Source organism: Oceanobacillus senegalensis (assembly GCF_900176885.1).
GTDB lineage: Bacteria > Bacillota > Bacilli > Bacillales > Amphibacillaceae > Oceanobacillus > Oceanobacillus senegalensis.
Map to the genome: position 1 here is coordinate 145,868 of NZ_LT839648.1, position 25,057 is coordinate 170,924.

Sequence of the window (25,057 nt, forward strand, 5' to 3'; positions counted from 1 at the left end):
TGAAAACGACAACAACGCAAATGAAACCGAGAACATCTCCATTTTTCTTACCATTTCACCTTTTTTCTCCTGTTTTTTAATGAAAGTGTAGCTTTCATATCTTTGAGGGGGGAGGTTCTGAGGTGATCCCCCAACTAAATTGATTCATATAGGGGGTGATAAGCCTGTTTGGGTTGCGGATTCTATATTGATCCTAAAGTTAAATCGACTTTTATTCTATAAAAAGATAGTAGCCCAAAAGCATGGCCTTGGTTTTGGGCTACTAATGTTAGTATGTTTGGGGTGCACTACATCATGCTTGATTCTTTACAGTGGGTGCGATGATTTTCTTTTGGGCTGTGTTTTTGTAAAAAAATTTTAACGCTGGCATGACGATTAGGAAAATAAATAGTAATCTAAAAATCTGGAAAACTGTTACCATCGAAACGTCTGCTCCAATGGCATCTGCTAATAAAACCATTTGATCTAGTCCGCCTGGTGCGGTACTTAAGAAGCTGGTTGCAAATGAAAAGCCTAGCATAATAGATAGTACAAAACTGGTGCCGAACGTTAAAGCGATTAAACCGATGGAACTGAATACGCCAGCAAGTAAATAGCGTTTTGGTAATTTAATCATATGTGGTTTTAATGCTAAACCGATATGTGCACCAATACATAAGAGTGCAATATTCATGATAGAAGGGGGCACGACAGGGATAGTAACAGAACCCAGATTTAGACCAATCGCAATTAGAACAGGTGTTAGAAAATAAGCGATAGGCATATGGATACGTTTTGCAAGAAGAGAAACCAACCAAGAGACTAATATCAGAAGGATTAACCCGATAGTAAGGCTTGAACTGACTTCTGGCTTTGTGGCAACCTGACTTGCAACGATAAATGGAACAATGACAACAACAAGTAAAAGACGAACCACATGAAAGTATGTAATCGCCGCTAAGTCGACGTCTTTTTCTTCTTCAGCAAATACAACGATTTGTGCAATACCACCAGGAATGGTGCTAAGAATCATCGACTTGAAGGAAAGCTTAGACCATTTACTTAATAAATAAGCTAATCCAATAGACCCCGCTATAAGTACAATATTTAGTAGAAACATGTAGATTAGTAGAATTCCAAGATTATTAAAAAGTGCTAAATCGAATTGTTGGCCGATGGTAAGGCCTAGAACAACAAGCCCGATATCACGTAGTCTTGGAGACCACCTTAGGGATCCTTTATAAATGAATTGAAACAAAAGTAGTGAAAAAATAGGACCTAACATCCAAGGAATAGGGACATGGAGAAAGCTAAATATGTTAGCACCTATAACAGCTATAAAAAAGACGATTAAAATTTCCTTGTTGAAAATCGCATGTAAGACTTTTAATCGGTCCTTCATGAACATCGCCCCTTTCTTTGTAAGTGTAAAAATGAAGATACAGTGCTCAGCTTGCTTTCTGCGTTGCTGAACACTGTTCGTCAAAAAGGATAGTTATTTCACTTTCGCAATTTCCTTCTCGCGATCTTTAACATCGTCACGACGGTGATCTCCCCAAACGGTTGAACCATATTTTAAGTATTCTTCGTACGTCCACTTGACTGGTTCCCAATCAGGTTCAAAGATTAAGTAGCCATTTGTGAATATTTCCAAACGAAGACCGCTACCAGGATCTTTTACGTAAATAAACATCGCCTGTGAAATTCCGTGTTTTCCTGGTCCTACAAAACTTAATTCATCTTCACTTAAAATATCCGCAGCACGTAATAAATCTTGAGCATTGTCTAGCCAATATGCGATATGGTGCATTTCATTTGGTCCTTTGCATCTTTCGGAAGACATCATAGCTACGTCATGTACTAAATTGGTAACACTCAACCAGCTTGCAACTTGTTTGTCGTCTGGATTAACAAAGTATTCACGTAGTTTAAACCCAAGTTTCTCAACTAAGTAATTAACAATGATTTCGTTATCAACAGATGTTAATAAGTTTACATGATCAATTCGGCGAGGGGAAACCCCTTTTGCCCATGATTTATAGGTTTGATTTTTTAGGATTGATTTGCGGTTGGCATCTGCTTCTGGTTTTTCCATATCAAAATAAATTTCAAAGCGATGGCCACTAGGCAATTCAAAACGAATCGCACGGCCTTGCCCAACTTCTTCACCAGGCTCAATCCAACGAACTTCGGCCCCAGCATCTTGCAGGAGACGAGCAAATGTATCCACATCTTCACGGCGTCTCGCTTTCCAGCCAATATGATCAATAAAAGATGTTTCTCCAGCTGTAATGGATAATGTATGATGTTCGAAGTCGCCCCATGCGCGTAAATAGTGAGTGCCATCCACTTCACAAGTTTCTTCTAATCCAATCACGTCTTTAAAGAACCGTAATGATTGTTCAAGATTCTCCGATACTAATGCAACATGCCCTAACTTTGCTATTTCTGGTGCATAATAAAATTTTTCCATAAAAATTCACCCCATCAAAGATAATAAATTTTTTTCTTATATATTTGGCTGATTTCTAAAAGCATTGTTGTTAATGCATAAAATAGATATGATGCGCAATACTTAATACGAAAAAAGGTGCGTAAATACCGTTACGGAAATACACTACGCTTTCCACGGGCGCTACTGAGCCCCCTCCGTGCTGTCGCACTACGTGGTCTCACCGAGGCTTTTCATCCCGCAGTAGTCTCCGTGTATTTCCTTCGCTAATTTTGAGCATAATCTTCTATTATTATTTCAGCTATGGTTAATGTAGGAAGACCAATCGACTTCTTGAAACTGCCCGCAGTGGAAATTAACGTGTATCAACAAACATTATTGTTCTATAAGTATTAAGCTAATAAGTAAAGTTACATCGACGTGCACTAATAAACTTCATTAGTTGCATCACACAATCCTTCCACCGCAACACTAAAACCAACAAAGTATAAGAAAACAGCCTACGTTTAAAAGGTCTTAACCTTGAATTCCTGTGTCGATGCCGAATAGGTGTCTTCCATATCCGGTTACAGCATCCTCATAAAGGGAAGTGATATGAGTAGCGATTGCCATCAAGTCACGTGTGAAAAGTTCAACAGGATGGCCTTTTAATAATGCATGACCGCCAAGTGTCAGTAAGCTTTTCACACCGATGTGAACACATTTGTCAATAATCGATGCGCGAATGGCTTTGTAACGGGCTCCTTCATATGGTCCGCCTTTGTCACGCTCCATTAAGGCAATATATTGATTCATAAGAGCATCTACCGCTTCCATTTCCATGCTTAGCTCTGCAAGGACGCGCTGGCTGGATGGTGATTCATTTTCTTTCACACCGGAAAAACGTACACGACCAGCCGTGTGTTTAGTGAATTCATCGATGACACGATGGGCGCCACCAACTGCCATCGCAGCAAAACCAACATAAAATCCAGGATAGAAAGGGGTATTGTAGTATAGATAATCTTGGTCAAAATCTTCTTCTGGTGGCTGGCTACATTCAATGATTTTATTAAAGCGTAAGATTGCTTCTGGTTTGACAAATACATTATCCACAATCAACGTATTACTTCCTGAGCCACGTAATCCAAGAGAATTCCAGTTTTCTTGGATCTCTAGGTCATTTACATTTAAGCAAATTCCAACACGTTCTGGTTTGTCCGCATCCTCAAATTGCATGAACGCACCGACACCAACCCATTCTGAATAGTTAATACCGCTTACAAAATGATACGTTCCTGAAACGCGATATCCACCGTCACAAGCTTCTACTTTTCCGATGGGAGCAAATACGTCTGCAACAAATCCATCTGATTCAACGACCTCATCACGTAATGGTTTAGGCAAATAAGATACCCAAGCATTGTGTAGAGAAAAGAAGCATGTAAGCCAAGCAGCTGATAAATTGTGATAGCCTACTGTACCAATAAAGTCTACATACGTTTTCCAATCTAATTGTGGATACCCATAATCTTTCGGCAACAGCAAACGATGAATTTCCTCCGTGCGAATCGCATCTGCTACATTAGTGGAGACGGTTGCATTTAAATCCGCTTGTTCCGCCTCTTTTTCAGCTAATTGTCCAATACGTTTTCCTTTTTCCATTATCTCTTCATAAAGTGAAGTTTTATTTTTAACAAGTACCATAGAACCACCCTTTCATTTTCTTATTCCTATTATTTGGCAACCGTTTCTCTTACTTCAGAGGAAAAAAAGTCGGCAACCATTTGATTGACTATTTCCGGTTGATCAGTTTGGCATTGATGTCCACAGTTGTCTAAGTATTCGAATTCCACTTCCGGTAGCATGGCATCTAACTTATAACCAGTTTCAACTGGTGCCACTTTATCTTGTTTCCCCCAAATGAATTTGCTAGGAATTTTCAATTTAGGCAGTGAATCTTTTAAGGAATACCGATCCCACAGCTTTGGTTCATTATTCATTTTTTCTAGGTAGGCACCGAATGCCTCATTAGCCTCTTTAACACCTTCTCGATTTGCGGCGCGATGGCGTAGTTGAATTAGTTCTTCTGGCACCTCTGTACCTTCTGCCATATTACGTGTCATAAAGTTACGTAAGGATTTTTCGGTGTAATCATACCCAATGACTTCTAGGAAGGATCGCATTTTTCTAAGCGGTGTTTCTTGCATTGCTTGATAAATCGTATTACTACCGATATAGACGATTTTGTTCACCTTTTCTGGATGATCAATAGCATATTTTGCAGCAACATAGGCACCTTGTGAGTTCCCTACCAAATAAACCTCATCCAAGCAAAGGGCTTCAATAAAATCATGCACATGGTCTACTAAACTTTGATGTCCCTTTACTGGCCATGCATGTTCACGTGTATCCGTGAATCCCATGGATAACTGATCTGGTGCATATGCACGAAATCCTGCTTCTGCTAATGCTGGTAGCATCAAGCGCCATCCAGCTGCCCCGCAAGCTCCAGGGCCGGCCCCGTGTAATAGGATAACTGCAGGTCCTTCTGTGCCTGCCCAAGAATAATGTGTTCGAACCCCATTAGCTAATACCCAACTATTATGAAAACCTTCAAACATTGTCATGAAATCGTACCTCCAAAAAATGTAATATCTTTTATTTATAGGTACATTGTACAATCGTATTTTTCAGAACATAATATCACTTTTTATGGAAAAATAGTCAAAATGTTTATAAAATTATTGAATGTTAATTTTCCTTTAAGTATTATAAATATAAACACTGTCAGAATAGGGGGGAATGTTTATGAATGATGTAGTCTTCGATAAGTCAGATTCAACAAGTATTTTAATGTCAACTAATGCATTTCTTACACTAAATAATAATTTGGAAAAAAATATAGGATCGTATAAAACAAAGGGATTTTTATTCCGTTTTGGGAAAGAGTTTGGCATGGAACGCGCTAAAAATAATACCGAAAAATTATCTAAGAAACGAAAAGTCGGAAAAATGCATACAAAATTAGGCCATGTTCAGGATGTGAAATTTGAAGGAGAAATCATTCGACATCCAGATGGATCCATTGAATGCTTGAATACAGGAGGAAAGTGGATTAAGTCATTTGAAGCGGAATTATATGTAAAAAGTGGGAGGTTAGCAACGGAGCCTGTTTGCCACACACTTTGTGGATTTGCCAGTGGAGCCCTGTCGTATGAGTTCGGTGAATCCATTATTGCTGTAGAAACCAAATGTGTGGCAAAAGGGGATGATTGTTGTGAATTTGAAATTCGTTTAGAGAAGGACTGGTTACCGGAAAAAGGAGAGCTTATTTCCCTCTACCAAAATGATAATATTTTATCGGAATTAGAAATGACCTACGATGCGTTGCTACATCATAAACTATTACTGGAGAAACTCTCTGTCTTTCAAACGCAACTAACGCAGAATGTCACGGAAAAATATACGATGGAAGAACTTGTTGAAGAGGCCTACCGCTTGCTGCAAATCCCCATTGTCGTAGAAGACCTTCATGGTAATCTATTAAAGCAAAGTGGACTGGATGAAGATCATCAAAAGCATATTCAAAAAAATCCAGCAAGCTTAATAGAGTATAAAAGAGATATAAACGTGGGGCATTACGAAGGGGATGACTATTTTAAAGTAGTTTCACCTGTCGTAATTAATAAAAAAAATTATGCAACTTGTTCTCTAATTTACTTTTCACCTAAAGAAATGGAAAAGACCGATTATTTGTTTTTAGAAAAAGTCTCCAATGTTGTTGCCCTATGTATGTTGTATGAAGAAGCTCAATTCGGGGAACAGCAACGTATGCGAAATTCAATTGTGGAGCGGCTAATGCATAATCCAAATATAAAATCCATTGAATCTAGTTTTAAATTTTTGCCATTTCCATTTCAACTTCCTTTTTCAACTGCGGTGCTACAATTAGAGAATGTCGAAACAGATACGGAACTTATTGATTATCAGCAACAACTCATGCAACTTTCGAAGTTGGTTGAAACATTGAATTTATCTACCATTCTCGCGGTGATTGGAGATGAAATAATCTTAGTAAACTCTCATCATGATGAGCAAAGAAAATTCCAAACGGTCTGTAAAAAGTTCTTAAAAAAAATGTCTCAACAAAATCCTGGTTACTCCTATTCTTTAGGCTTGAGTCGTATGTTTACAGAGTTAACTGATTTTAAACAGGCATTAAGTGAAGCACGTGTCGCACAACGGTTTCCTAATAAACAGGCCCTAACCGAATACGAAGAATTAGGGATGATAGGTGATGTATTATCTGGTATGAGTTTGGAACAAATTCATAATATGGCGAAAAAGACACTAAAGGGTTTATATGACTTTAAAAATAAACGAAAAAAGGAACTGCTCCATACCCTATATATTTATTTAATGAATGGACAACGCATTAAAGAAACGATGGATTATTTACATTTGTCTATCGGAGGGATCCAATACCGAATAAAAAAAATAGAAGAATTATTACATGGAAGTTTGAAAAATGCACCAGTAGCCGCACATATCTTGCTCATTATTCAGGCTCTTATTTTAGTAGGCGAATTGGAGTTTGATAGTTAGATTTTCGAGCTGTCGTCCAGAGCAAAAGTACAGAAGCGGAAATACACTGTGCTTTACGTGGGCGGCTTTTCTTCGTGTGATGTTAAGCTAATGAAATCATTACAAAAGGCTAGAAGACTCCACCCTAGTTACGTACTAGGATGGAGTCTTCTAGCCTTCATTATTGAAATTCTAGAGGAATCACATTTTAACGATAGCTATTCGACATCCACGGTTGCTGCTGTTTGTGCATCTGGTTGGCTCACTAAAACTTTACGTTTGCTTGTAAATAATAGCATTAGTCCACATAGTGCACATAATACACTTATTATTAATACACCTGTGTTAAAACCAATTCGAGTGCTATCACCAACATTAGATACTAAATAACCAGTTAGAGCAGGTCCAATAACGGCCGCTAAAGCATTGATAGCTAAAGTAAAACCTGAGATGGTTCCAATTAAGTTTTTAGGTACTATTATTGAATTAATTGTTGTAAAAAGTGGAAGTAAACATGCATTAAGCACTAATCCTAACCCTAGTAAAGGAACGGCTAAAATCGGTGTAGTGAAAATTGTCGTCATTCCAAAAGAGATAGCACTTATAAGTAAAATGGAAATTAAGACGGCAGTATAGGATTTGTCAATACTTTTTTTCCTTTTGAAAAGGAAATCAGCAAGTTTACCGATACCAATAGCAACGAATATCCCTGAAATCCCTATTCCCGCCATAACCGTTCCCATGTTCTGTGATTCTAGTCCAACAATTTGTGTTAAATAAATTGGTGCCCAAGTAACGACCCAAGTAATAATCCACATTCCTACAAATCCTACTGCTATAACAGAGAGGATGAAAGGGTTTAATACAATTTTAATAACATCTTTAAATTCCGCGTTATTCTGTTTGGTTGGTTGATCCTGAACAGACTCAACAATTGGTTCTTTGGGCCTTTCTTTTAAGAAAAGGAAAATAATTGCCCAAACTAAACTAGCTGCTCCTAAAGTAGCAAAGGAATGTTTCCAACCAAAATTAGCTAATAATATGACAAGGACTGGTGCAAATACATACGTACCTACTGTTGTACCAGATGTCATAAGCGCAATTGCCAGACCACGTGACTCACTTGCAAACCATTTAGAAATGTGTGCTACACATAGTCCATAGGTTCCACCTTCAAAAAAACCTAGTACAGTACGAATAACGATTAATCCAGTAAAGCTTTCCACTAAATAAGCACCTGTCAGGGAAACTGTCCAACCAAGAGCAATCATGATTAATAAATACTTTGTATTGAACCGGTAAGTTAGAGAACCAATTATTATACTACCGATTGCGTAGGCAAAGAAGAAACTACTGCTAGGTAAACCGAATTGTTCATAACTTATATCTAACCCACTCATAATCGGCTCAGCTGCTAACCCATAAATACTTTTATCTGTATAGTTTAATACAGATATCGAGAAGAGCATTACTAAAACAACCCACTTCAATAAAAAAACCTCCTCCATTTTTTCCCTCTTTAAACTTTAAACAACCGTTGAAAGATAACGCTTACAATACTAAAACAAAAGTGGTTCCTCCTTTCTTTTTTTAGGTAGATGTAACTCCTCAAATACCGAAAAGTTAACAGAAGAATTGGAAATGTGCATCTGCTTGTTGCTTGAATCAGATATTAAATGAATAAATTTTCTTTGACAAGTCCAATTTATTGAATAAAAATACTTTTCTAACATTTAAAGTAAGATTTAATAATGTTTTTTTAATCATGTTAAATAGTCAAGAAATGTTGATATATATAGATTTTTCATTATTTTTAGCGTAGAAATAGTGAAAAGTTGATTTGTAGATTTCCATAAATTTTATTTTTTTTAGTGGTTTTTTCAATAATAAGAGTAATTATAAATTTTTTGTTGTTTTTCTATAATCGAAATAAGTTTCAAAGAAAATGGGGGGACACAAAAATGGAAGATCGTTTATTCAGAAATGCAATGGGAAGTTTTGCAACAGGGGTTACGGTAATTACAACGGAGGCAAATGGAATTACACATGGAATGACAGCAAACGCTTTTATGTCACAATCTTTGGATCCAAAACTCGTTATTATCTCGTTAAAAGAAGATGCGCAAATGTTAGCAAAAATTAAGGAAAGTGGGCATTTTTCTGTGAATATTCTTGCTGAAGAACAACAAGATTTATCGATGATTTTTGCGGGGCAAATCATGAGTGAACAAGAAGTTGAATTTGATTATCTAGACGGAAAACCTGTTATTCCAGGCGCACTTGCACAAGTTGCCTGTGACGTGAAATCTGCATACGTAGAAGGGGATCATACCCTTTTCATCGGTCAAGTAACAGATGTTCATTTAGCAGAAGGGAATCCGCTAATTTTCTTTAAAGGAAAATATCAAACATTAGAGAAAGAATTAGTTTCCAATTCTAATTAAAAACAAACGAAACAAAAAGGGGTGAGAAAATCCTTATGAAAACAATCTATTTAGATTCCAGTAATTTGGAATACTGGCAAAATCGTTCCACATCGAATGTCATGGCACTAGGGTTTTTTGATGGACTTCATAAAGGTCATAAACAAGTCATTCAGACAGCAGGTGAATTAGCAAAAGAAAAAAAGGTTTCCTTTTCTGTCATGAGCTTTTTTCCACACCCAAAAACCGTTCTATCCAATGACAATGCCGATTTTGACTACCTAATGCCACTTTCTAAAAAGGCTTCTATTTTAGAATACCTGGGTGTTGATACGTTCTATATAGTGAAATTTGATAAGGATTTTCTTTCCCTTCTTCCAAAACAGTTCGTAACTAGCTATCTGCTTGATCTGGGAGTTGTTCATGCTGTAGCGGGGTTTGATTTTTCTTATGGATATCGGGGAAAAGGCAATATTGACCGTCTTAAAAGTGATTCTGCAAATCAAATTGACGTCACAAAAGTGGGCAAGGTCGATTTATATGGAAAAAAGATGAGCTCAACGTGGATACGTGAACTTATAGCAGCAGGTGAAGTAGGACAGTTAGCGAATATTCTCGGCAGGTTTTACGAAACGGAAGGATATTGGGATGGAGAGAGCTTTCAATTAGCGCCATATTATATGCTTCCTGCAGCAGGCTATTATAAGGTATCTGTAAAAAGGAAAGGGAAAATACGAGAAACAGAGGTATTTATTCCTGCTAGTCGAAATGGAATTTATTTAACCGACAACATGAAAAGAACATTCCCACTGAATGAGCGTTTAGATATAATTTGGTCCCATAAAATAGGGGACGTGGGGCTAGGTACAATGTCCCACAAGTTCGGATATGTTCCTGTTACTAATTAGATTTCTTTTAACCGCTTTTTTCTGCGGGTGTTAGACTGTGTGTGTTGGCACTCAGTCTGTTTTTATTTTTGGTGACGGAATCCAAAGAGAAGCCCCCCTTGCTTCTTGTTAATTGAAATATTTAGCTGTATTACACGTATATATAGGTAAGGATAGTTATCTTCAAGGGGGGCTAACTTTATTAAGAGGTTCTTATATTATTTCGGTTGGACTGTTGGTATTGGATTTATCATTTATTTGGGGATTAATTTTCAGGTTCGATTAGAAAGGGAAGCAAGTATGAATTTTGAAATCATGCCTGTTGTATTATTTGGATCCATATTTCCGATTGTTATCGGACTCTTACTTAGATTACCCACGTTGATTATAGAAAGGAAGCAAAAGAAACAATGGTCATTTGATTGGGTAAAGTTTACGGCGATTGTATTGCCTTCTTTCTATATTATAACGATGTCGATATTACCATTTACCCCTTTAGGAGAAGGCTTCCTTAAAATATCGGAGATCATTATGATTGGAAGTCCAACCATTCAAGTCATCGCTGGAGTTGTTTTGGTTATAGCTCTTTGGATAGTTTCATCCAAAAGTAGTAATAACTAACTGTATGACCCTTAATGAGAATTTATTTATGTAATGATTACAAACTATCTTTTTTCAAAAAAATCACCTCTGTTATTCATTTATGACAGAAGGTGATTTTTATATTTAGGGAGTAAATTTATTAAGCATTCATAAAAATAAAAGTAAATACTCAATATTCCATTAGCGTGGGGAATATCGGCTTTCTTTATGTCGAATTTTACTTAGTGTATGTTTTCTGTGTTTTGTAGGAAAGCCGCCTTATGAACTTTTGTAATAGAAACCCTATAAGCAAACCTGGAATTATACTTAATATTGGAAGCCAAATTGGTCCGAGGAATATACCGAATATAGTTAGTTTAGACGAAAAGATAGTTCCCACAGTCACAAAATAGGCACAAAATACGAATGGTAAAAACGAATAAGGTTTTTTCCCTCCACCTGCATCTTTAAAGGCGTCCCATATTGTAAAAATATACAAGCATGGATAAAACATAACCCATTGGTAATCAGCCTGTTGACTCGCTTTTAAAATTTCCCCCTGAAAACTTAGAAGTATGACCTCGTTTAAATTTCCTTGAACATTGACCAAAAACTCTAAGGAAATCAATACAATTCCTTTGATATATTTTCCGTTTAATAATTGGCCAAAACCAGGTATTGCGATGCTCCATATAAGTTTTCCAGTTGCATTTTTATCTGCCATGTCATTTCATTAGCCCGCCTTAATTCTTTTTAGCTAAATCTGTACGATTTGGAGCCATAGGAGGCTGTTCAAGCCATTTATTTTTAATCATAATATTAGCTCCGTCCTCTGAAAATTTCTGTATCTCGACTGATAATCTGTTATACATCCCTCCCAAATCCATCCTAGGACTTTGGGCAATAGCAGTACCATAAAAGCCAATACTCAAAGAAATTAAAGTTGTTGTATAATACATTAATAATTTATCAGAAAATGTATAGGCTGTACTTTTGGTTATATCTGCATCCCATGTCATAGGTACGGGGAGATTACCTTCTTTTAATTTTTCACTAAATAATCTAATATGCTTTTTTCCAATTTCTATTCCTCTTGTAAGGAATTTCTTGACATCCTTCGATTGGGCAACTTGACTAAATCCAGTTAATAAAGCTGTTCCTAAAGCATTTCTTTGGATATTAGCATAAAGGTTAGTCACTTCTGTTCCTATTAAAGATCTTTTTTCGCCTAAAATATCCCATATAAAGCCTTGCTTCTTTACAAAGTCTGCTTCATCGTGAGTGGGAAAGTATGGTGGCCTTATATATAACCCCTTTGATAACAATAAGTCTTTTGCCATCTCGTATAATTCTATGGTCTCTGATAGACATTCTTTATAGAAGGCGGTAATGTCTGATCTCACGGCAAAGGATAAGCTAGATCCATATGTTGTAAGTCCTATTGAGCTCATTTGGTGTACAAATGTTAATGCATAACTGTCAGCGTATAATCTTGGGGCGGTTAAATCAACATCTTCCTCGACTTTTAATCCATGAGGGACTTTATGTTTCTCCTCCGTAAGTATCGTATTGATTTTCTTTAAATGTGCTTGAGATAACTTCAAAGAATGCTCAATTACAGTCTTTATTTCTGTATCCTCAGCTTTTTCACGGAAATAGCTTAGCATACATACACTTGCACTATCTTGCGTGTATTGATTAAATAGCTGTGTTATTTCCCCTGATGTCAGTTTTACTTGTTTTTCCTGTTCCACTTTTAAAAACCTCCACTATTGAATAACTTCCTTGCTGGTTATTCTTTATCATTAAATGTAATTTATGCGGTATTGAACTTTAGGGACAGTGGGGGTTAATAAAGAATATTGATAGTGGGTAAGGTGCTCTCCTAACAGTTTTATTATTTATCCATAATTCTACAAAATGCAATAAGAACTGTCCCAATCCCTACTGAGCATCCGGAATCATCGTTCGACAACTAAGATTAAAAATTTCCAGGGAAATTGTCGATGTTTTTCAGAAAATGTACGAACGTAGCGGTATTGCTGTCATTTATGTAACCGTGCTACGGTCTGTTGAAGTGATAGGAAGATTCCTCAAATTGGTAACGTGCACTTTCTCTGGTTACAACAAAACCATATCGAGCAGTGATTGTAGGGCGCTCACCTATATTTTCCGGCAAAAAGAGAAAGCGCTTGAAACGTTCATTGAAACAGGGAATGGTTCATTAAATACGAGATTAATGAAAGCGCATTCCGGGATTCCGGTAGAATATATCTCTCATGAAGAACTGAAAACGAAGCTAAAGAATATGAAAGCAATTATTCGAACAGGGGAAGCGACCCCATTTGCAAATGTCATCTTGCAACAGGCGTTATATTTTAAAGGAATTGAGGTGAGTGTAATTGGCTGAAATACCTATTATAGAAATGAGCCAAATTAGCAAATCATTTTCCGGTAACCAAGTACTAAAAGATGTGGATTTCGACTTTCGAAAATATCGTGAAAATGATGGTGGACCGTGAGCTTGGTGAACGTTACCATGAGAAAAATAACGCGATTGGTGATGTCCTATTTGAGGTAGACAATCTGGCATCCAAAGGGGGCTTTCAAAATGTTAGCTTTAAGGTCAAACAAGGGGAAATACTTGGTGTAGCTGGATTAATGGGGGCAGGACGAACAGAAGTAATGGAAACCATATTCGACTATCGTAAAAAGCAAAGTGGATCAGTCAATTTTTCAAAAATAAATCTTACCAAAAAAGGAAAGTGTTCAACTTGTAAGCGTTTGCATTCATTGTAAAACGTTTTTCTCATTTTGTAAAATCAGTACAAGTGATAGGAACTATCTTAATAACCTCTACATACTCCGAAAGTTAGAACTTATTATTGGGGGGGGGGTGGACGTCCTATACGGGGAAAAATGATGTATATAGCACTGTCTCGGTTGTCTGTGAAATCTTAGTTATTTTGAGAACTGTTTATCATATTTCTTGCAAGGGTAGAGGGAAGAAGGGGAAGGTTATTGGCACCAGATAAAGTAACCTGGCACCGCGTCCCTCGATTGAAGTACCCCCTCTGTCTCTAGCCTTTAAATTTTTGGTTCAAATGTTTTGCAGTCTGTTTCCTCACTATTGGCTGCCTTTTTTCCCTTATGACTAACTACATATATAGATTTAGCATGACATTTATTCCCGGGTCCCCAATACTTACAGCTATTAACTTCACATAGAACATCTTGAGCCATCGTATCTCACCTCCTCTATAATATCATTCACTAATATAAAATTTTTGATACAGGGTGGATAAGTGGAAGAGGTAAGAGTGAGTTTCCCCCATGCTATTTGCTGCTTCACTTATGCTCCACCCAGCGTTCGGCAAAAAGAATGAATATTTCCCGAGAAATTGTCGATATTTTTCTGGAAATGTAATAATATCTTCCTAACTCCTTTTGGGGTGCACTACAAACATGTCCCATTGATTCTGAATTACATAGTTACAGGATTTATTTATGAACTCAGCGGATTCACATGCTTTTTCAACCGATCATTTACATAAGATGTTTCCAACCTAGCACCTACACTAATATTATTTCTAGTCACTTTTATTTTTTTGATGAAACATCTAAAACTGGATTTTCTACTCTCTATCACGTGATTAACTGGCTGTAAGAAACTTAGCGAGAAGAATTCGAGATACCTCAAAAATATTTGGTGGGAGTCAGGCAGTTAGGTAAACTCCTGATTGGAGATTCACATTAGTATTAGGAGGATGGACGATTCCAATATGGGGAAAAAATGGATGTATGTAGCACTGTCTCCATCGTCTGTGAGATTTAGATGATGGTTACCGTTAGTAACCGTAATTGAAAGAACCGTTTATCATAGCAAAAGAATATGAACTAGTATTCTGGGAGATGTCATATACCTCTGAAAAATGATTGGTCGAAAAGGTACGACGTCTATTAAGTATGAGGGACACGGGGTCAATGCACCTGACCCCGCGTCCCACGCCTTTACTTATTCTTCATTATTAAGATTATCTTTTCTTTCTGTAATTTCACTTTTTTCCTCTCTCCACCATAAAGCTTCTTCAGGATTCTCTAAAATACCCTTGATTTCATGCTTTTCCTCTACAGCAGGCGGCTGACCTCTGAGTGATTTCCCCGAAGTTTCAACAACAAAAAATGCAACAATAATGATGCCGAGAATGGAAGCAAAGATAATATAGTACGCTGGAACCATCCTGCTCATTGTTGCACTGATTAACCATGAAACAACCAATGGAGCAGTACCACCAAATACGGATGTAGCTATATTATACGTAATGGCCAATGATCCATATCGTACTTCCGTAAAATAGAGTGAAGGCAATAATGATGGCATGACACCCTGAAAAGATGCAAGCAAAGCACCCAATATCATTAAACCAAAGAAGACCAGCCAATTATTACCGCTTCCAATTAATAAAAAGGACGGGACTGACAAAATAATCATACCAATTAAACCAAACATAATAACCCGCTTATTTCCAATCCTGTCACTAAAATACCCTGCCATTAAGACAAATGGAATCATAATGACCATTACAACCAATATTAGTAACAGTCCCTTTGTATCCCCATAACCAAGTACAGCATTTAAATGGGAAGGCATATAAGTTAAAATCACGTAGTAGACAGTATTATAAAAAGAAACTAACCCTAAACCAATGAGTAATGACCTGCGATGATATACGAAAATATTTTTTAGGGATGCTGTTGGTTTATTATCGTCCTCTTCTTCCGTATCTTTGGATTCAAAAGCTGGTGTTTCTTCCAAATTGTTACGGAGATAAAGTCCAATGATCCCAATAGGTGCAGCTATGATGAATGGGATTCGCCATCCCCACTCATGCATGGTTTCCGATCCTAGTACAAATGTTAATAGTGTAACAATTCCCGCACCAGTAATGTACCCCACTAAAGTACCTACCTCAAGGCCGCTCGATAAAAATCCACGTTTCTTATCAGCCGTTGACTCTGCAATGAAAGTCATTGCACCAGAATACTCTCCACCTGCCGAAAAACCCTGAACTAATCTAGCAACAAGCAATAATATAGGTGCGGCTATGCCAATTGAAGAATAGGTAGGAAGCAGGCCAATACAAAGTGTGGCAATCGCCATAATGATTAACGTAATAGCCAGTACTTTTTTTCGTCCTATACGGTCACCCAGCATTCCAAAAAACAATCCACCAAATGGGCGAACTAAGAAGGCAACTGCAAATGTAGCAAAACTGAACACTAATTGTAATGGACCACTGAACTCAGGGAAAAACAATGCACCCAGAACAACAGCGAGATAGGAATAAATACCAAAATCAAACCATTCCATTGCGTTACCAATTGCCGTTGCCACAACTGATTTCTTCGCTAATTGTGTGTCAACAACTGTTATATCATCCTTATTTAGGCGTTGCACTTTATTTTTTCGTTGTTTTTTCTTTTTAGCCAACTAATTTTCTCCTCTCAACTATTCCTTATTTAATCCTGACTCGTTGAAATGTATATTAATTTTTTGTATTAGACACCACCATATACCCAACAATTGTTGTTATTTCCATTTTTATTCGGTCACTAAAATCACTTTTATTTTTTGAAAAGCCTGTTTACCGTATCGACATGAAGAAAACCCCACCACCGCTGATTTATTTTCAAAACAACAGTAGGGGAAAAGGAGAAAAATGTCAATTATTTTGATAATTTATTTAAAATTAATTTTTAAGTAAATACCGTTACAATGGGGGTTATCGCATTATCCATTAAATTTTATAAAAAACATTCACAAATACTTTTGATGTTCCCCCAAAAAGTTAGGATTTTATATTAAGCTGATTATCGACTTCTAGCGTTTCATCTAATGTGACTATTTCGAGAAAATCTTGACACCAACACCTGTCTTTGGTCCCTTGAAAATATTGGTAGGTATGTTATGGTAAATTTGTAAAATTAAATACGTTTCTGCTAGGGGTGCCTGTAGGCTGAGACAAGATGGATTTCTTGATCCCTTTGAACCTGATCTGGTTAATACCAGCGGAGGGAAGTGGAAGAGCGCTGATGCTATCATGGAATAGAACCAATAAAGACTATTCGAATAATAGTTGAACAAGGCGTGTATCCATTTCCTCCTCCATAGACGGAAACGAAAAAAGGGGAGGAATTTTTTTGCGTTTTACAGAAGAATTAAAAGAAGCAACCAAAGATAGCTGGGAGCTGAGCATGAACCATCCGTTTGTTCAAGGTATTGTCAAAGGTGACTTACCACTGGAAACATTTAAAAACTACATTTTGCAGGACATCTATTATTTAAAGCATTACGGGAAAGTGCATGCTTTTGCAGCAGCACATGCCGATGATTTTCACGTTTCAGCAACTCTTGCAGAAAAAGCGAAAAAGACTGCTGAAGCAGAATTGACGGTGCATAAGGAGCATGCCGAAATTTTAGGGATTTCGGAGGAAGAAGTGGAGAATTTCCAACCGGCACCAACGGCCTATGCTTATACATCCCATTTATATCGGGCCGCATTATCGGGAAGTCTACCTCAGATTGTCGCTGCCATGCTTCCATGTTATTGGCTATATGCGGACATTGGTAGGAAATATAAGGATGCTAAACCTGGAGAAAAAATCTATCAAAACTGGCTGAATATGTATGCTAGTGAGCCGTTCCAGGAATCTACACAGGAAATGATTGATCTGCTCGATAACTTGGCAGACCAGTCCAGCGCGGCAGAAAGAGAGAAAATCAAAGAGCAGTTTGTGATAGCAAAAGAATATGAACTAGCATTCTGGGAGATGTCCTATACCTTTGAAACATGGTTGTCGAAAAAGGAACATGTAGAAACGTCTATTTAGTGTGAGGGGGCAGAGGGACGAGGGGAAAGGTCATTGGCTTTGGGTCAAGGAACCTGAACCTGCGTCCCGCTTTTTCATTACGATTTTGGATAAATGGATGCTGACTTCATATAGCAGTATTAGCGGTAGGGAAACGATAATCGGCATAATAAAATCTGGTGGCGTTAGCATCGTGCAGATGATGATTAAGATAAAATAAGCGTATTTTCTTATTTTTATCATATAATCCGGTGTCAGAATTCCAAGCGTGGTTAAGAACATCGTGATGACTGGCAATTCGAATAAAATAGCGAATGGTAGGGTAATCCGGAATAAAAAAGTAAAATATCCTCCCACGGTTAACATTACCTTAAATAAGCCCCCTGAAAACGATAGAATAAAAGGAAAAATCAGGTGTATAAACATCGTATAGCCAAATGCGAGACCTCCAAGAAATAATAGAAATAGAAAAGGGATATAGGACAGTGAAATTTTTCGTTCATGGGCGGTGAGAGCTGGTTTAACAAATGCCCATATCTCATAGGCGAGTACAGGAATGATTCCAGCAATAGCGACTAATCCCGCCATTCGAAAATAAATCCAGATAATTTCGGATGGACTGATAACCATTAATTCCATATCAATATCATCCATAAAAAAAGCATAAAGATCCTCTACAAAAATAAATCCAGCGATAAAAAACAGTATGAATAAGCTGAATGTAACGATGAGACGATTTCGTAATTCCGTTAAGTGTCCGACCACATCCATCTCATTCATCTTCTTAGAACCCCACTTTAACTTCATTGTTTAATTCCACATCCTTTCCTATTCATAAAGGAAGATGTAAGGTTGCCCCTACATCTTATAATCATGAGATATTTTTGACGGCGTAAATGTTATAGTATCAGGTATTTTTCTCTACCTTATCCGTCTGCGGTTTATTGTCCTCTACCTCCTCCTTTGTTAGGTCATCCGCAGCACTTTTAAATTCCTTTAGTGTTTGTCCAGTCGCCTTGCCAATTTCCGGTAGCTTCTTTGGTCCGAAAATAACTAAGGCAATGATTAAAATTAAAATTAATCCTGGAATGCCTATCGTTGCCAATATATTCACCATCCTTTTAAACTGTACTGACTATAGATGAAAGGAAGTATCATCCATTTCTAAACGTATTCTAACATGATTTTCTAGTAAATTTATCGACCATTACTAGAATTTAACAAATATTTACAGTCTATTATTATTACCTTAACTTTCCATTGTTAGTCTAATAATAGAGGTTCATAGAATACACCATGAATTGCCCCGATGGAAATGTAAAGGAGGAGTCTTCAATGGATAACAAATCAAATATGGACAGACGTCATTTTTTAAAGGTTAGTGGGATTTCAGCGGCGACATTAGCGTTGGGAGCTACGGGAGTCCTTTCCTTAAGTGGAAATGGAAATAAAGCATTGGCAGCATCTGCTAAAGGAAAGGGATCATTTGGTGGATATGGTCCACTGGCAAAAGACCCTGGTGGCGTGATGAATCTACCAAAAGGCTTTCAGTATCGAATTATCTCTGAGGAAGGCAAGAAGCTATCGGATGGTCGGCCTATTCCAGGTATGTTTGATGGGATGGCAGCATTTCAGGGAAAAAATAATACAACGGTTCTTGTGCGTAACCATGAATTGACTGGAAGTACAGACAACCCAGTAATAGGAAAAAATCCATACGATAAAGAGAATACTGGCGGAACAACAGCGCTGATTGTTGGGGCGAATCGTCGAGTACACAAGGAATATGTAACATCTGCAGGTACGATTCGTAACTGTGCGGGTGGAGGAACACCTTGGGGAACGTGGATTACGTGTGAGGAAACACGAGAAACCGGACATGGCTATGTTTTTGAAGTCGACCCGCATGATCCGGAAAACAATTTATCCAGAACGCCTATCCGAGAAATGGGTTCCTTCTCCCATGAGGCGGTGGATGTGGATCCTGCAACAGGTATTGTCTATTTGACTGAAGACGATGGTCCAGAAAGCTATTTCTATCGTTTTCTTCCAAATGACCGAAGCCAAAAAATTGGTTCCCTTCATAAGGGTGGAGTACTACAAGCTGCGGCGTTTGAAGAAATGAGCTCCAACCAAATGAGTGACTATTACACTGGTAATCGATATGGTGTGGTTTGGAAGGATGTAGACCCGGAAAAGCCAACATTAGATGCACGAAATAAAGGGTGTATTCAATTTTCACGTCTGGAAGGCTGTCATTTTGTAAATGGGGTATTCTGGTTTTCGGATACGGATGCAGGTGAAAAGGAATTAGGGCGAATTTATCGTTATATTCCAGCTACTAATACATTGGAAATCTTTTATGAATCCACGACAACCAATGACCTCGAGGCCCCAGATAATGTCACCGTCACACCATGGGGAGATTTATGGATTGTGGAAGATGGTCCTGGTACCGATCGAATTATTGGATTAACACCAGAAGGAGAAACCTATGTCTTTGCTGAAAATGTACTGAATAACTCAGAACTAGCCGGGCCAACCTTTTCTCCGGATGGGAAAACTTTATTTGTAAACATCCAATCACCTGGAATCACACTAGCCATCTGGGGACCTTTCGCACGTAGGAATGCAGCAAGAGGCCGTATGATGGGACATGCAGCACCGCCTGAAATTTACGGACCAAAAATTTCCGACAGCCTTGCTACTTATGCAGAGGTACAAGGAATCTCCACACTAGAAGCTGCCGCATTACAGCGACATGGCATGCCAATTGTGTAAGTTTTAAGGCAGGAGGCAGATTTGAAGTGCCTTTCCCTGGTCTATCCGCTTCATTCTACGTGCTCGAGAAGAAGCAATAACGAGTACATCGATGTGTAGAAAGATAAAAAGGTAAGCGTAACATCCATTCATTTTTAAGAACTACATAAATCCCATCTACAAAAATGTAGGTGGGATTTATTAGATTCTTTATGTTTTATTCTTTATTTAAATAAAAACCGATTTACTACGTACGATTTTTCGCTGACGAAGCCTTCCTTGTCCTGCGAGAAAAGCACGTATCTAGACCTGAGTAGGAAGTGGTTTTCCGTTACGGAGGCTGAGGCCGTACCCGCGGAAAAAAAGCGACTGTCCGTAGTGGAATCAACGTTGCACCAATATGGAATAGAGTTAATACACATCATATCTATTATAAGCATAAGCAATATTCTCTTAAAAAACTGCTTTATCGACAAATCTCTCCATTAAATTTCACAAATTGTTCAAAAATGACAGACTATTTAGTGTTTATTTGTTGTATAATTGTTAATGAACGAACAAATAACATTATTAAAAACCTAAACTCAAAAAACATAGATACTCTCTATGAATTTTGAGTTATTGATATGAAAGGAGAGGGCTGATTTATGTTTAAAGGAGTAACCCCTTATGATGAATTGGTCAATAAATATAAAGAAGAATTGTTAAATGATGAACAATTAATGGAACGTTTTGAGGAAAAATTCGAGGAAAGACTAGCAGCAAAAGGGAAAAAGAAAAAAGAAGAACGTTCACTTAGTTAACTACCATTTTTACGATTTGTACCGTAAATACAAACTATATCTTCTAAACAATCACCTCTGTCACTCATTTTTGACAGAAGGTGATTTTTTTATTGCAAGATCTTCTAATAAGTAGTTTGAATTTGTGCTCTAAAAGTTCTTGTGACATAATATTTATTGCGATATATAAGGTTAAGAAGGAGATTTTGAATGAATAAGACAGACTTAATTAATCAAGTAGCAGAGAAAAGTGAATTATCGAAGAAAGACGCAACACAAGCAGTGGGAGCTGTGTTAGATTCTATTATGGAATCAATGAAAAACGGTGAAACTGTTCAACTAATAGGTTTCGGAAATTTTGAGGTTCGAGAACGTTCAGCGAGAAAAGGACGAAATCCACAGACTGGTGAGGAAATTGACATTCCTGCAAGTAAAGTTCCTGCATTTAAGCCAGGTAAAGCACTTAAAGATATTGTTAAAGACGCATAAAATCACTATAAAAAATATGAACCATAAAAAGTAATCCATCTGTATTACAGATGGATTACTTTTCTTTCATTTTAGAAGTTAAACTTCTACCAGATGCCCCCCCCACGACTACCTGCACGATGGTGAACTAGCTTCATAGAATAATTAGGATGAGCATAATAATTATGTAGGATGATGGGTTGAGAAAAATCTATATATTTGGGTTCACGTTTTTTTAAGTCTCGCTTTGTTTGGTTGTGATCGAATCGATGATGATAGGGAAGGTGCAGATGAAGGGGTTACCGAAAAAAGGAAGTTCAGGAAGAGGACAAAGAACATCGCAAGGATGGAGAGGAACCTCAAAATGGAGAGGAAAACACGAAGGAAGAGAGGGATGATTAGGATACCTTAGTGCTTCACACTGGCTCGACGGAAACCGTCATGAGGAAGAAAGAGGGAATGGGGCGAGGAAGTGAAGGTGATTCCTTATCAGCTACAACCCTATGGCATTTCTTATCGATTGGATGAAATGTTCGGTGCTCCGAAGTGCAAAACCAGACAATCACCTATACCTCTGTAAACGATATGTTTCATCTAACAGTAGAAGTCATCGAAAATACCAATCTCGAAACACGGTATCGAGCCTACAAGAAAAATATGAAGCGGAAGGGTATGAGGAAAAAGGGGAATTGGTAAACGCACCGATAGAAGAAAATGGACTAACGGGAGAAATGCAATACTATGCCTATCCAGTGAATGGATTTTATGTTTATGGGGTAGATGGACATGTGCTTGTAATTACATATGTGTATCCTTTAGTGGGCGGGGATAGAATGCTCCCACTGTTGGAGGGTTTTCGGAAGTCCATTCGTTTGGAGTGAGGTTTGTTATATCTTTTATAAATAGAATAGACGTGTGTGATGAAGCATGGCTTTGTTTCGGCATGCTTTTTATTTTTGTTTACTACTAACATCGAGAAATTCCAATAAAAGCAAGGGTAAGATTGGATTTTTGATAAATATTGTAAGGCCCCCAACTAGCGCAATATCCCGCGGTATTTTCCACCAGTTCCAACTGCTCTCTCAACTAAAAATCTTCCATAAATTAATAAATCACCTGGTTTGTGTCATTCTAAAGGTGAGGTGAGTGTGATGAGAGGGTTATTTCGTGTAATGGTTATTGGTTTTATGTGTGTGTTGTTGCCTGTTGTGGTGCAGGCGGAGGAACATGGTACGAAGCTGGATGAGGAATTTGATATTGATCTGTCGGGGTATGAGTTGCATACGATTGGTACGTTTAATCAAATTGGCTACAAAATTACACCACTCGCGCATTTATACTTCGGTATTATCGAGCGAGAAAAAGAGTGGATGGATGAGCCTAGGCTTTATATAAAGGGCAATAAGGGCTATGTCCACCTGTGGAAGGATGATGGGACAAACGTACTTTATCATGTGAAAAAGCAGGAAAGCGGAGAATGGCAAATCATGGATGTCAAACGGAAAATCATTAATCGATTACCAGTATCCAAAGCAGATTTACATGATGTATTGATTGAACGACTTATTGAACCAATCAGTCAAGCGGTACAAAATTATTATGGAGAATCAAAGCTTTGGTATAGGGGGATGGAAAAAATCCTTAAAATTGAGGAGGATGAAGAAGACCATACGTTTCTTTTAACCATTCAAGTCCAAACCTTTGAAGGGGCACACAATCCACCATATGGCGAAGAAACCATCACCTTTCAAATAGATGGCAGTGATGTAAAGACGCTTCATTATCGACATCGAGATATACCGAAAGAAGAATGGGGAGGATTGGAATTGCGGTAATTTTGATTAAAGGGGGAGGGGGATGTTCCATTTCTCTTTATGTATAGGCTATTGGTATGGTTCAATAGAGTTAACTACATCATAAAGAATATTACATAAGAATTGGTGAGTAAGGAGTAATAGCAATGAGTGTTTCTATAAACGATGAAATCGAGGAGCTTTATCAGAGATTAATTGCTACCTGGAATAAACGTGATGCCAAGGGGATGGCTGATCTATATTCAGGACAGGGAGTTCAAATTGGTTTTGATGGAAGTAAATTAGTTGGAAGGAAAGAGATTTTAGCTCATCTTCAACCTATATTTGACGAACATCAAACCCCGCCTTTTGTAACTAAAATAAAATCCATACGACCATTAGGAGTGGATACAGCTATTTTGCATGCCATTGCAGGAATGATTCCACCGGGTAAAGAAGAAATCGACCCCAATCTAAACGCACATCAAACACTGGTTGTAGTGAAAAAGGCTGATAATAGCTTACAAATTGAACTATTTCAAAATACCCCTGCCCAGTTCCATGGTAGACCTGAGTTACAGGAGCAAATGACAGAAGAGTTAAGGCAACTGCTTTAGTAACTCTATCTTATGAAGCGAATCGGTTATAAACGTTAAATAAGACAATCGAAAAGGGGTTGTCTAATTTTAAGTAGTTCGGCTTTCATGGAGAAAAATTTAGATACCTATTCTCAAATAGACGAGGTGAATGTTTTGGATAATGAACTAATCATCATTTTCTTGGCTTGTTTTTCTGCCATGATTGGGGGCTTGGTTGCATTAAAGGCAAGGAAACGGAATAATAAGTAGAGGTAACTTATTAGTACGAAGGTTATTGAATAAGGATGATAAGCCTTAATGATATGAAGTATTTACCTTTCAGCAAAAGGGGCAATTGCGAAACAGGGCAGTTGCTTTTTCTTTTGTTATCGAGCAAGTAGAGTATAAAATGATTTGTAACAATTGAAATAGTAAACACATTGATTTTTGTTGAGGGAAATTAGGATATTACATGATGAAACCAGTAAGGAAGAATAATAGTTTCATTGCAATAGTTACATTAGTATTCGTCATTTTATTTGTAGCGTATGATAACACCTCGGAAGAATCAAGTGCTTAGTTGGACGGCGACTCTCAACATAACACTTGGTGAGACTCCCGAACTAGATTCAACAGAAGGTGCTTCAGACATCGACAACAGTAAAACAGGAATCATGGATAAGGAAGAAGATACATCAAAGCCTACTCCTGAGAAAACAGATCATGCCCCTACTGATACTATTGCGAGTTTGCAAGAAGCGTACCTCGAAAAATTAAATGCTGCTAAAAAAGAAGTGGAAGAATTAGAACCAACCGATTCATCGACATTTGCTTTGAAAAATTAGATAGATGGGAAATTTGGGATAACGTATTGAACGAAATTTACCAAGAGCTAAAGGAGCAAATTGCCACCAGTA

General features: G+C 37.6%; 26 protein-coding genes and 1 riboswitch. Of the genes, 15 read left to right on the forward strand and 11 right to left on the reverse strand.

Features of this window, described 5'->3' with window-relative positions; all coding sequences use genetic code 11:
* Positions 1-292 precede the first annotated feature (292 nt).
* The 4 genes from CAO17_RS00820 to CAO17_RS00835 form a co-directional block, all read right to left on the reverse strand.
* The gene (locus CAO17_RS00820) at positions 293-1,381 is read right to left on the reverse strand and encodes an AbrB family transcriptional regulator (RefSeq protein WP_179151849.1); all 1,089 of its coding nucleotides are present in this window, start codon (positions 1,379-1,381) and stop codon (positions 293-295) included.
* 93 nt (positions 1,382-1,474) lie between these two features.
* Entirely contained in the window at positions 1,475-2,452 is a 978-nt protein-coding gene (locus tag CAO17_RS00825; RefSeq protein ID WP_085990963.1) for a VOC family protein, read from the reverse strand.
* A 495-nt stretch (positions 2,453-2,947) separates the two neighbouring features.
* Positions 2,948-4,117, reverse strand: coding sequence for an acyl-CoA dehydrogenase family protein (locus CAO17_RS00830; RefSeq protein ID WP_085990964.1), 1,170 nt, complete (start codon positions 4,115-4,117; stop codon positions 2,948-2,950).
* Positions 4,118-4,146: 29 nt separating this feature from the next.
* Positions 4,147-5,040 carry an alpha/beta fold hydrolase gene (locus tag CAO17_RS00835; RefSeq protein WP_085990965.1) on the reverse strand — a complete coding sequence of 298 codons (894 nt, stop codon included), beginning with the start codon at positions 5,038-5,040 and terminating at the stop codon, positions 4,147-4,149.
* A gap of 181 nt (positions 5,041-5,221) precedes the next feature.
* On the opposite strand from CAO17_RS00835, the gene CAO17_RS00840 reads away from it, so the two are divergent.
* Positions 5,222-7,018, forward strand: coding sequence for a V4R domain-containing protein (locus tag CAO17_RS00840; protein WP_179151850.1), 1,797 nt, complete (start codon positions 5,222-5,224; stop codon positions 7,016-7,018).
* A gap of 197 nt (positions 7,019-7,215) precedes the next feature.
* On the opposite strand, the gene CAO17_RS00845 is transcribed toward CAO17_RS00840, so the two are convergent.
* Positions 7,216-8,487: an MFS transporter gene (locus CAO17_RS00845; protein WP_179151851.1), complete on the reverse strand. Its 1,272-nt coding sequence runs from the start codon at positions 8,485-8,487 to the stop codon at positions 7,216-7,218.
* 471 nt (positions 8,488-8,958) lie between these two features.
* On the opposite strand from CAO17_RS00845, the gene CAO17_RS00850 reads away from it, so the two are divergent.
* From CAO17_RS00850 to CAO17_RS00860, 3 genes are all read left to right on the forward strand, one after another.
* Positions 8,959-9,441: a flavin reductase family protein gene (locus tag CAO17_RS00850; protein ID WP_085990968.1), complete on the forward strand. Its 483-nt coding sequence runs from the start codon at positions 8,959-8,961 to the stop codon at positions 9,439-9,441.
* A gap of 35 nt (positions 9,442-9,476) precedes the next feature.
* Positions 9,477-10,328: an FAD synthetase family protein gene (locus CAO17_RS00855; protein WP_085990969.1), complete on the forward strand. Its 852-nt coding sequence runs from the start codon at positions 9,477-9,479 to the stop codon at positions 10,326-10,328.
* A 237-nt stretch (positions 10,329-10,565) separates the two neighbouring features.
* Positions 10,566-10,928 carry a hypothetical protein gene (locus CAO17_RS00860; protein WP_085990970.1) on the forward strand — a complete coding sequence of 121 codons (363 nt, stop codon included), beginning with the start codon at positions 10,566-10,568 and terminating at the stop codon, positions 10,926-10,928.
* Positions 10,929-11,127: 199 nt separating this feature from the next.
* Here the strand turns inward: CAO17_RS00860 and CAO17_RS00865 are convergent, their stop codons facing one another.
* Both CAO17_RS00865 and CAO17_RS00870 read right to left on the reverse strand, forming a co-directional pair.
* Entirely contained in the window at positions 11,128-11,613 is a 486-nt protein-coding gene (locus CAO17_RS00865; RefSeq protein WP_085990971.1) for a hypothetical protein, read from the reverse strand.
* 19 nt (positions 11,614-11,632) lie between these two features.
* Complete coding sequence (locus tag CAO17_RS00870; protein WP_085990972.1) at positions 11,633-12,643, reverse strand: DUF3231 family protein; 1,011 nt, start codon at positions 12,641-12,643, stop codon at positions 11,633-11,635.
* A 266-nt stretch (positions 12,644-12,909) separates the two neighbouring features.
* Between CAO17_RS00870 and CAO17_RS21800 the strand changes: the two genes are divergently transcribed.
* Together CAO17_RS21800 and CAO17_RS00880 are read left to right on the forward strand one after the other, a co-directional pair.
* Positions 12,910-13,299: an RbsD/FucU domain-containing protein gene (locus tag CAO17_RS21800; protein WP_085990973.1), complete on the forward strand. Its 390-nt coding sequence runs from the start codon at positions 12,910-12,912 to the stop codon at positions 13,297-13,299.
* A 95-nt stretch (positions 13,300-13,394) separates the two neighbouring features.
* Positions 13,395-13,688 carry an ATP-binding cassette domain-containing protein gene (locus CAO17_RS00880; protein WP_425435901.1) on the forward strand — a complete coding sequence of 98 codons (294 nt, stop codon included), beginning with the start codon at positions 13,395-13,397 and terminating at the stop codon, positions 13,686-13,688.
* Between the two features lie 288 nt (positions 13,689-13,976).
* Here CAO17_RS00880 and CAO17_RS00885 read toward each other — a convergent pair whose 3' ends face one another.
* The gene (locus tag CAO17_RS00885; protein ID WP_085990975.1) at positions 13,977-14,132 is read right to left on the reverse strand and encodes a DUF1540 domain-containing protein; all 156 of its coding nucleotides are present in this window, start codon (positions 14,130-14,132) and stop codon (positions 13,977-13,979) included.
* 772 nt (positions 14,133-14,904) lie between these two features.
* Positions 14,905-16,380, reverse strand: coding sequence for an MFS transporter (locus tag CAO17_RS00890; RefSeq protein WP_085990976.1), 1,476 nt, complete (start codon positions 16,378-16,380; stop codon positions 14,905-14,907).
* 501 nt (positions 16,381-16,881) lie between these two features.
* Positions 16,882-16,984: riboswitch (TPP riboswitch) on the forward strand.
* Between the two features lie 106 nt (positions 16,985-17,090).
* On the opposite strand from CAO17_RS00890, the gene tenA reads away from it, so the two are divergent.
* Entirely contained in the window at positions 17,091-17,780 is a 690-nt protein-coding gene (gene tenA / locus CAO17_RS00895; protein ID WP_085990977.1) for a thiaminase II, read from the forward strand.
* Positions 17,781-17,810: 30 nt separating this feature from the next.
* Here the strand turns inward: tenA and tatC are convergent, their stop codons facing one another.
* Together tatC and tatA are read right to left on the reverse strand one after the other, a co-directional pair.
* Positions 17,811-18,566, reverse strand: coding sequence for a twin-arginine translocase subunit TatC (tatC, locus tag CAO17_RS00900; protein WP_085990978.1), 756 nt, complete (start codon positions 18,564-18,566; stop codon positions 17,811-17,813).
* Between the two features lie 100 nt (positions 18,567-18,666).
* On the reverse strand, positions 18,667-18,867 hold the full coding sequence (tatA, locus tag CAO17_RS00905; RefSeq protein ID WP_085994353.1) for a twin-arginine translocase TatA/TatE family subunit: 201 nt from the start codon (positions 18,865-18,867) through the stop codon (positions 18,667-18,669).
* Between the two features lie 227 nt (positions 18,868-19,094).
* Here tatA and CAO17_RS00910 point away from each other — a divergent pair, with 227 nt between their 5' ends.
* From CAO17_RS00910 to CAO17_RS21570, 8 genes are all read left to right on the forward strand, one after another.
* Complete coding sequence (locus tag CAO17_RS00910; protein ID WP_085990979.1) at positions 19,095-20,540, forward strand: alkaline phosphatase PhoX; 1,446 nt, start codon at positions 19,095-19,097, stop codon at positions 20,538-20,540.
* A 626-nt stretch (positions 20,541-21,166) separates the two neighbouring features.
* On the forward strand, positions 21,167-21,322 hold the full coding sequence (locus CAO17_RS00915; RefSeq protein WP_085990980.1) for an FbpB family small basic protein: 156 nt from the start codon (positions 21,167-21,169) through the stop codon (positions 21,320-21,322).
* A gap of 189 nt (positions 21,323-21,511) precedes the next feature.
* On the forward strand, positions 21,512-21,790 hold the full coding sequence (locus CAO17_RS00920) for an HU family DNA-binding protein (protein WP_085990981.1): 279 nt from the start codon (positions 21,512-21,514) through the stop codon (positions 21,788-21,790).
* Between the two features lie 482 nt (positions 21,791-22,272).
* Complete coding sequence (locus CAO17_RS00925; RefSeq protein ID WP_085990982.1) at positions 22,273-22,650, forward strand: hypothetical protein; 378 nt, start codon at positions 22,273-22,275, stop codon at positions 22,648-22,650.
* Positions 22,651-22,920: 270 nt separating this feature from the next.
* On the forward strand, positions 22,921-23,604 hold the full coding sequence (locus CAO17_RS00930) for a DUF3888 domain-containing protein (RefSeq protein WP_085990983.1): 684 nt from the start codon (positions 22,921-22,923) through the stop codon (positions 23,602-23,604).
* A gap of 125 nt (positions 23,605-23,729) precedes the next feature.
* Positions 23,730-24,179 (forward strand): SgcJ/EcaC family oxidoreductase, encoded by a 450-nt coding sequence (locus tag CAO17_RS00935; RefSeq protein ID WP_085990984.1) that lies wholly within the window; start codon positions 23,730-23,732, stop codon positions 24,177-24,179.
* A gap of 87 nt (positions 24,180-24,266) precedes the next feature.
* Entirely contained in the window at positions 24,267-24,410 is a 144-nt protein-coding gene (locus tag CAO17_RS20905) for a hypothetical protein (protein ID WP_179151852.1), read from the forward strand.
* A 302-nt stretch (positions 24,411-24,712) separates the two neighbouring features.
* Complete coding sequence (locus CAO17_RS21570) at positions 24,713-24,985, forward strand: hypothetical protein (protein ID WP_245831730.1); 273 nt, start codon at positions 24,713-24,715, stop codon at positions 24,983-24,985.
* The last annotated feature ends 72 nt before the right edge of the window (positions 24,986-25,057 follow it).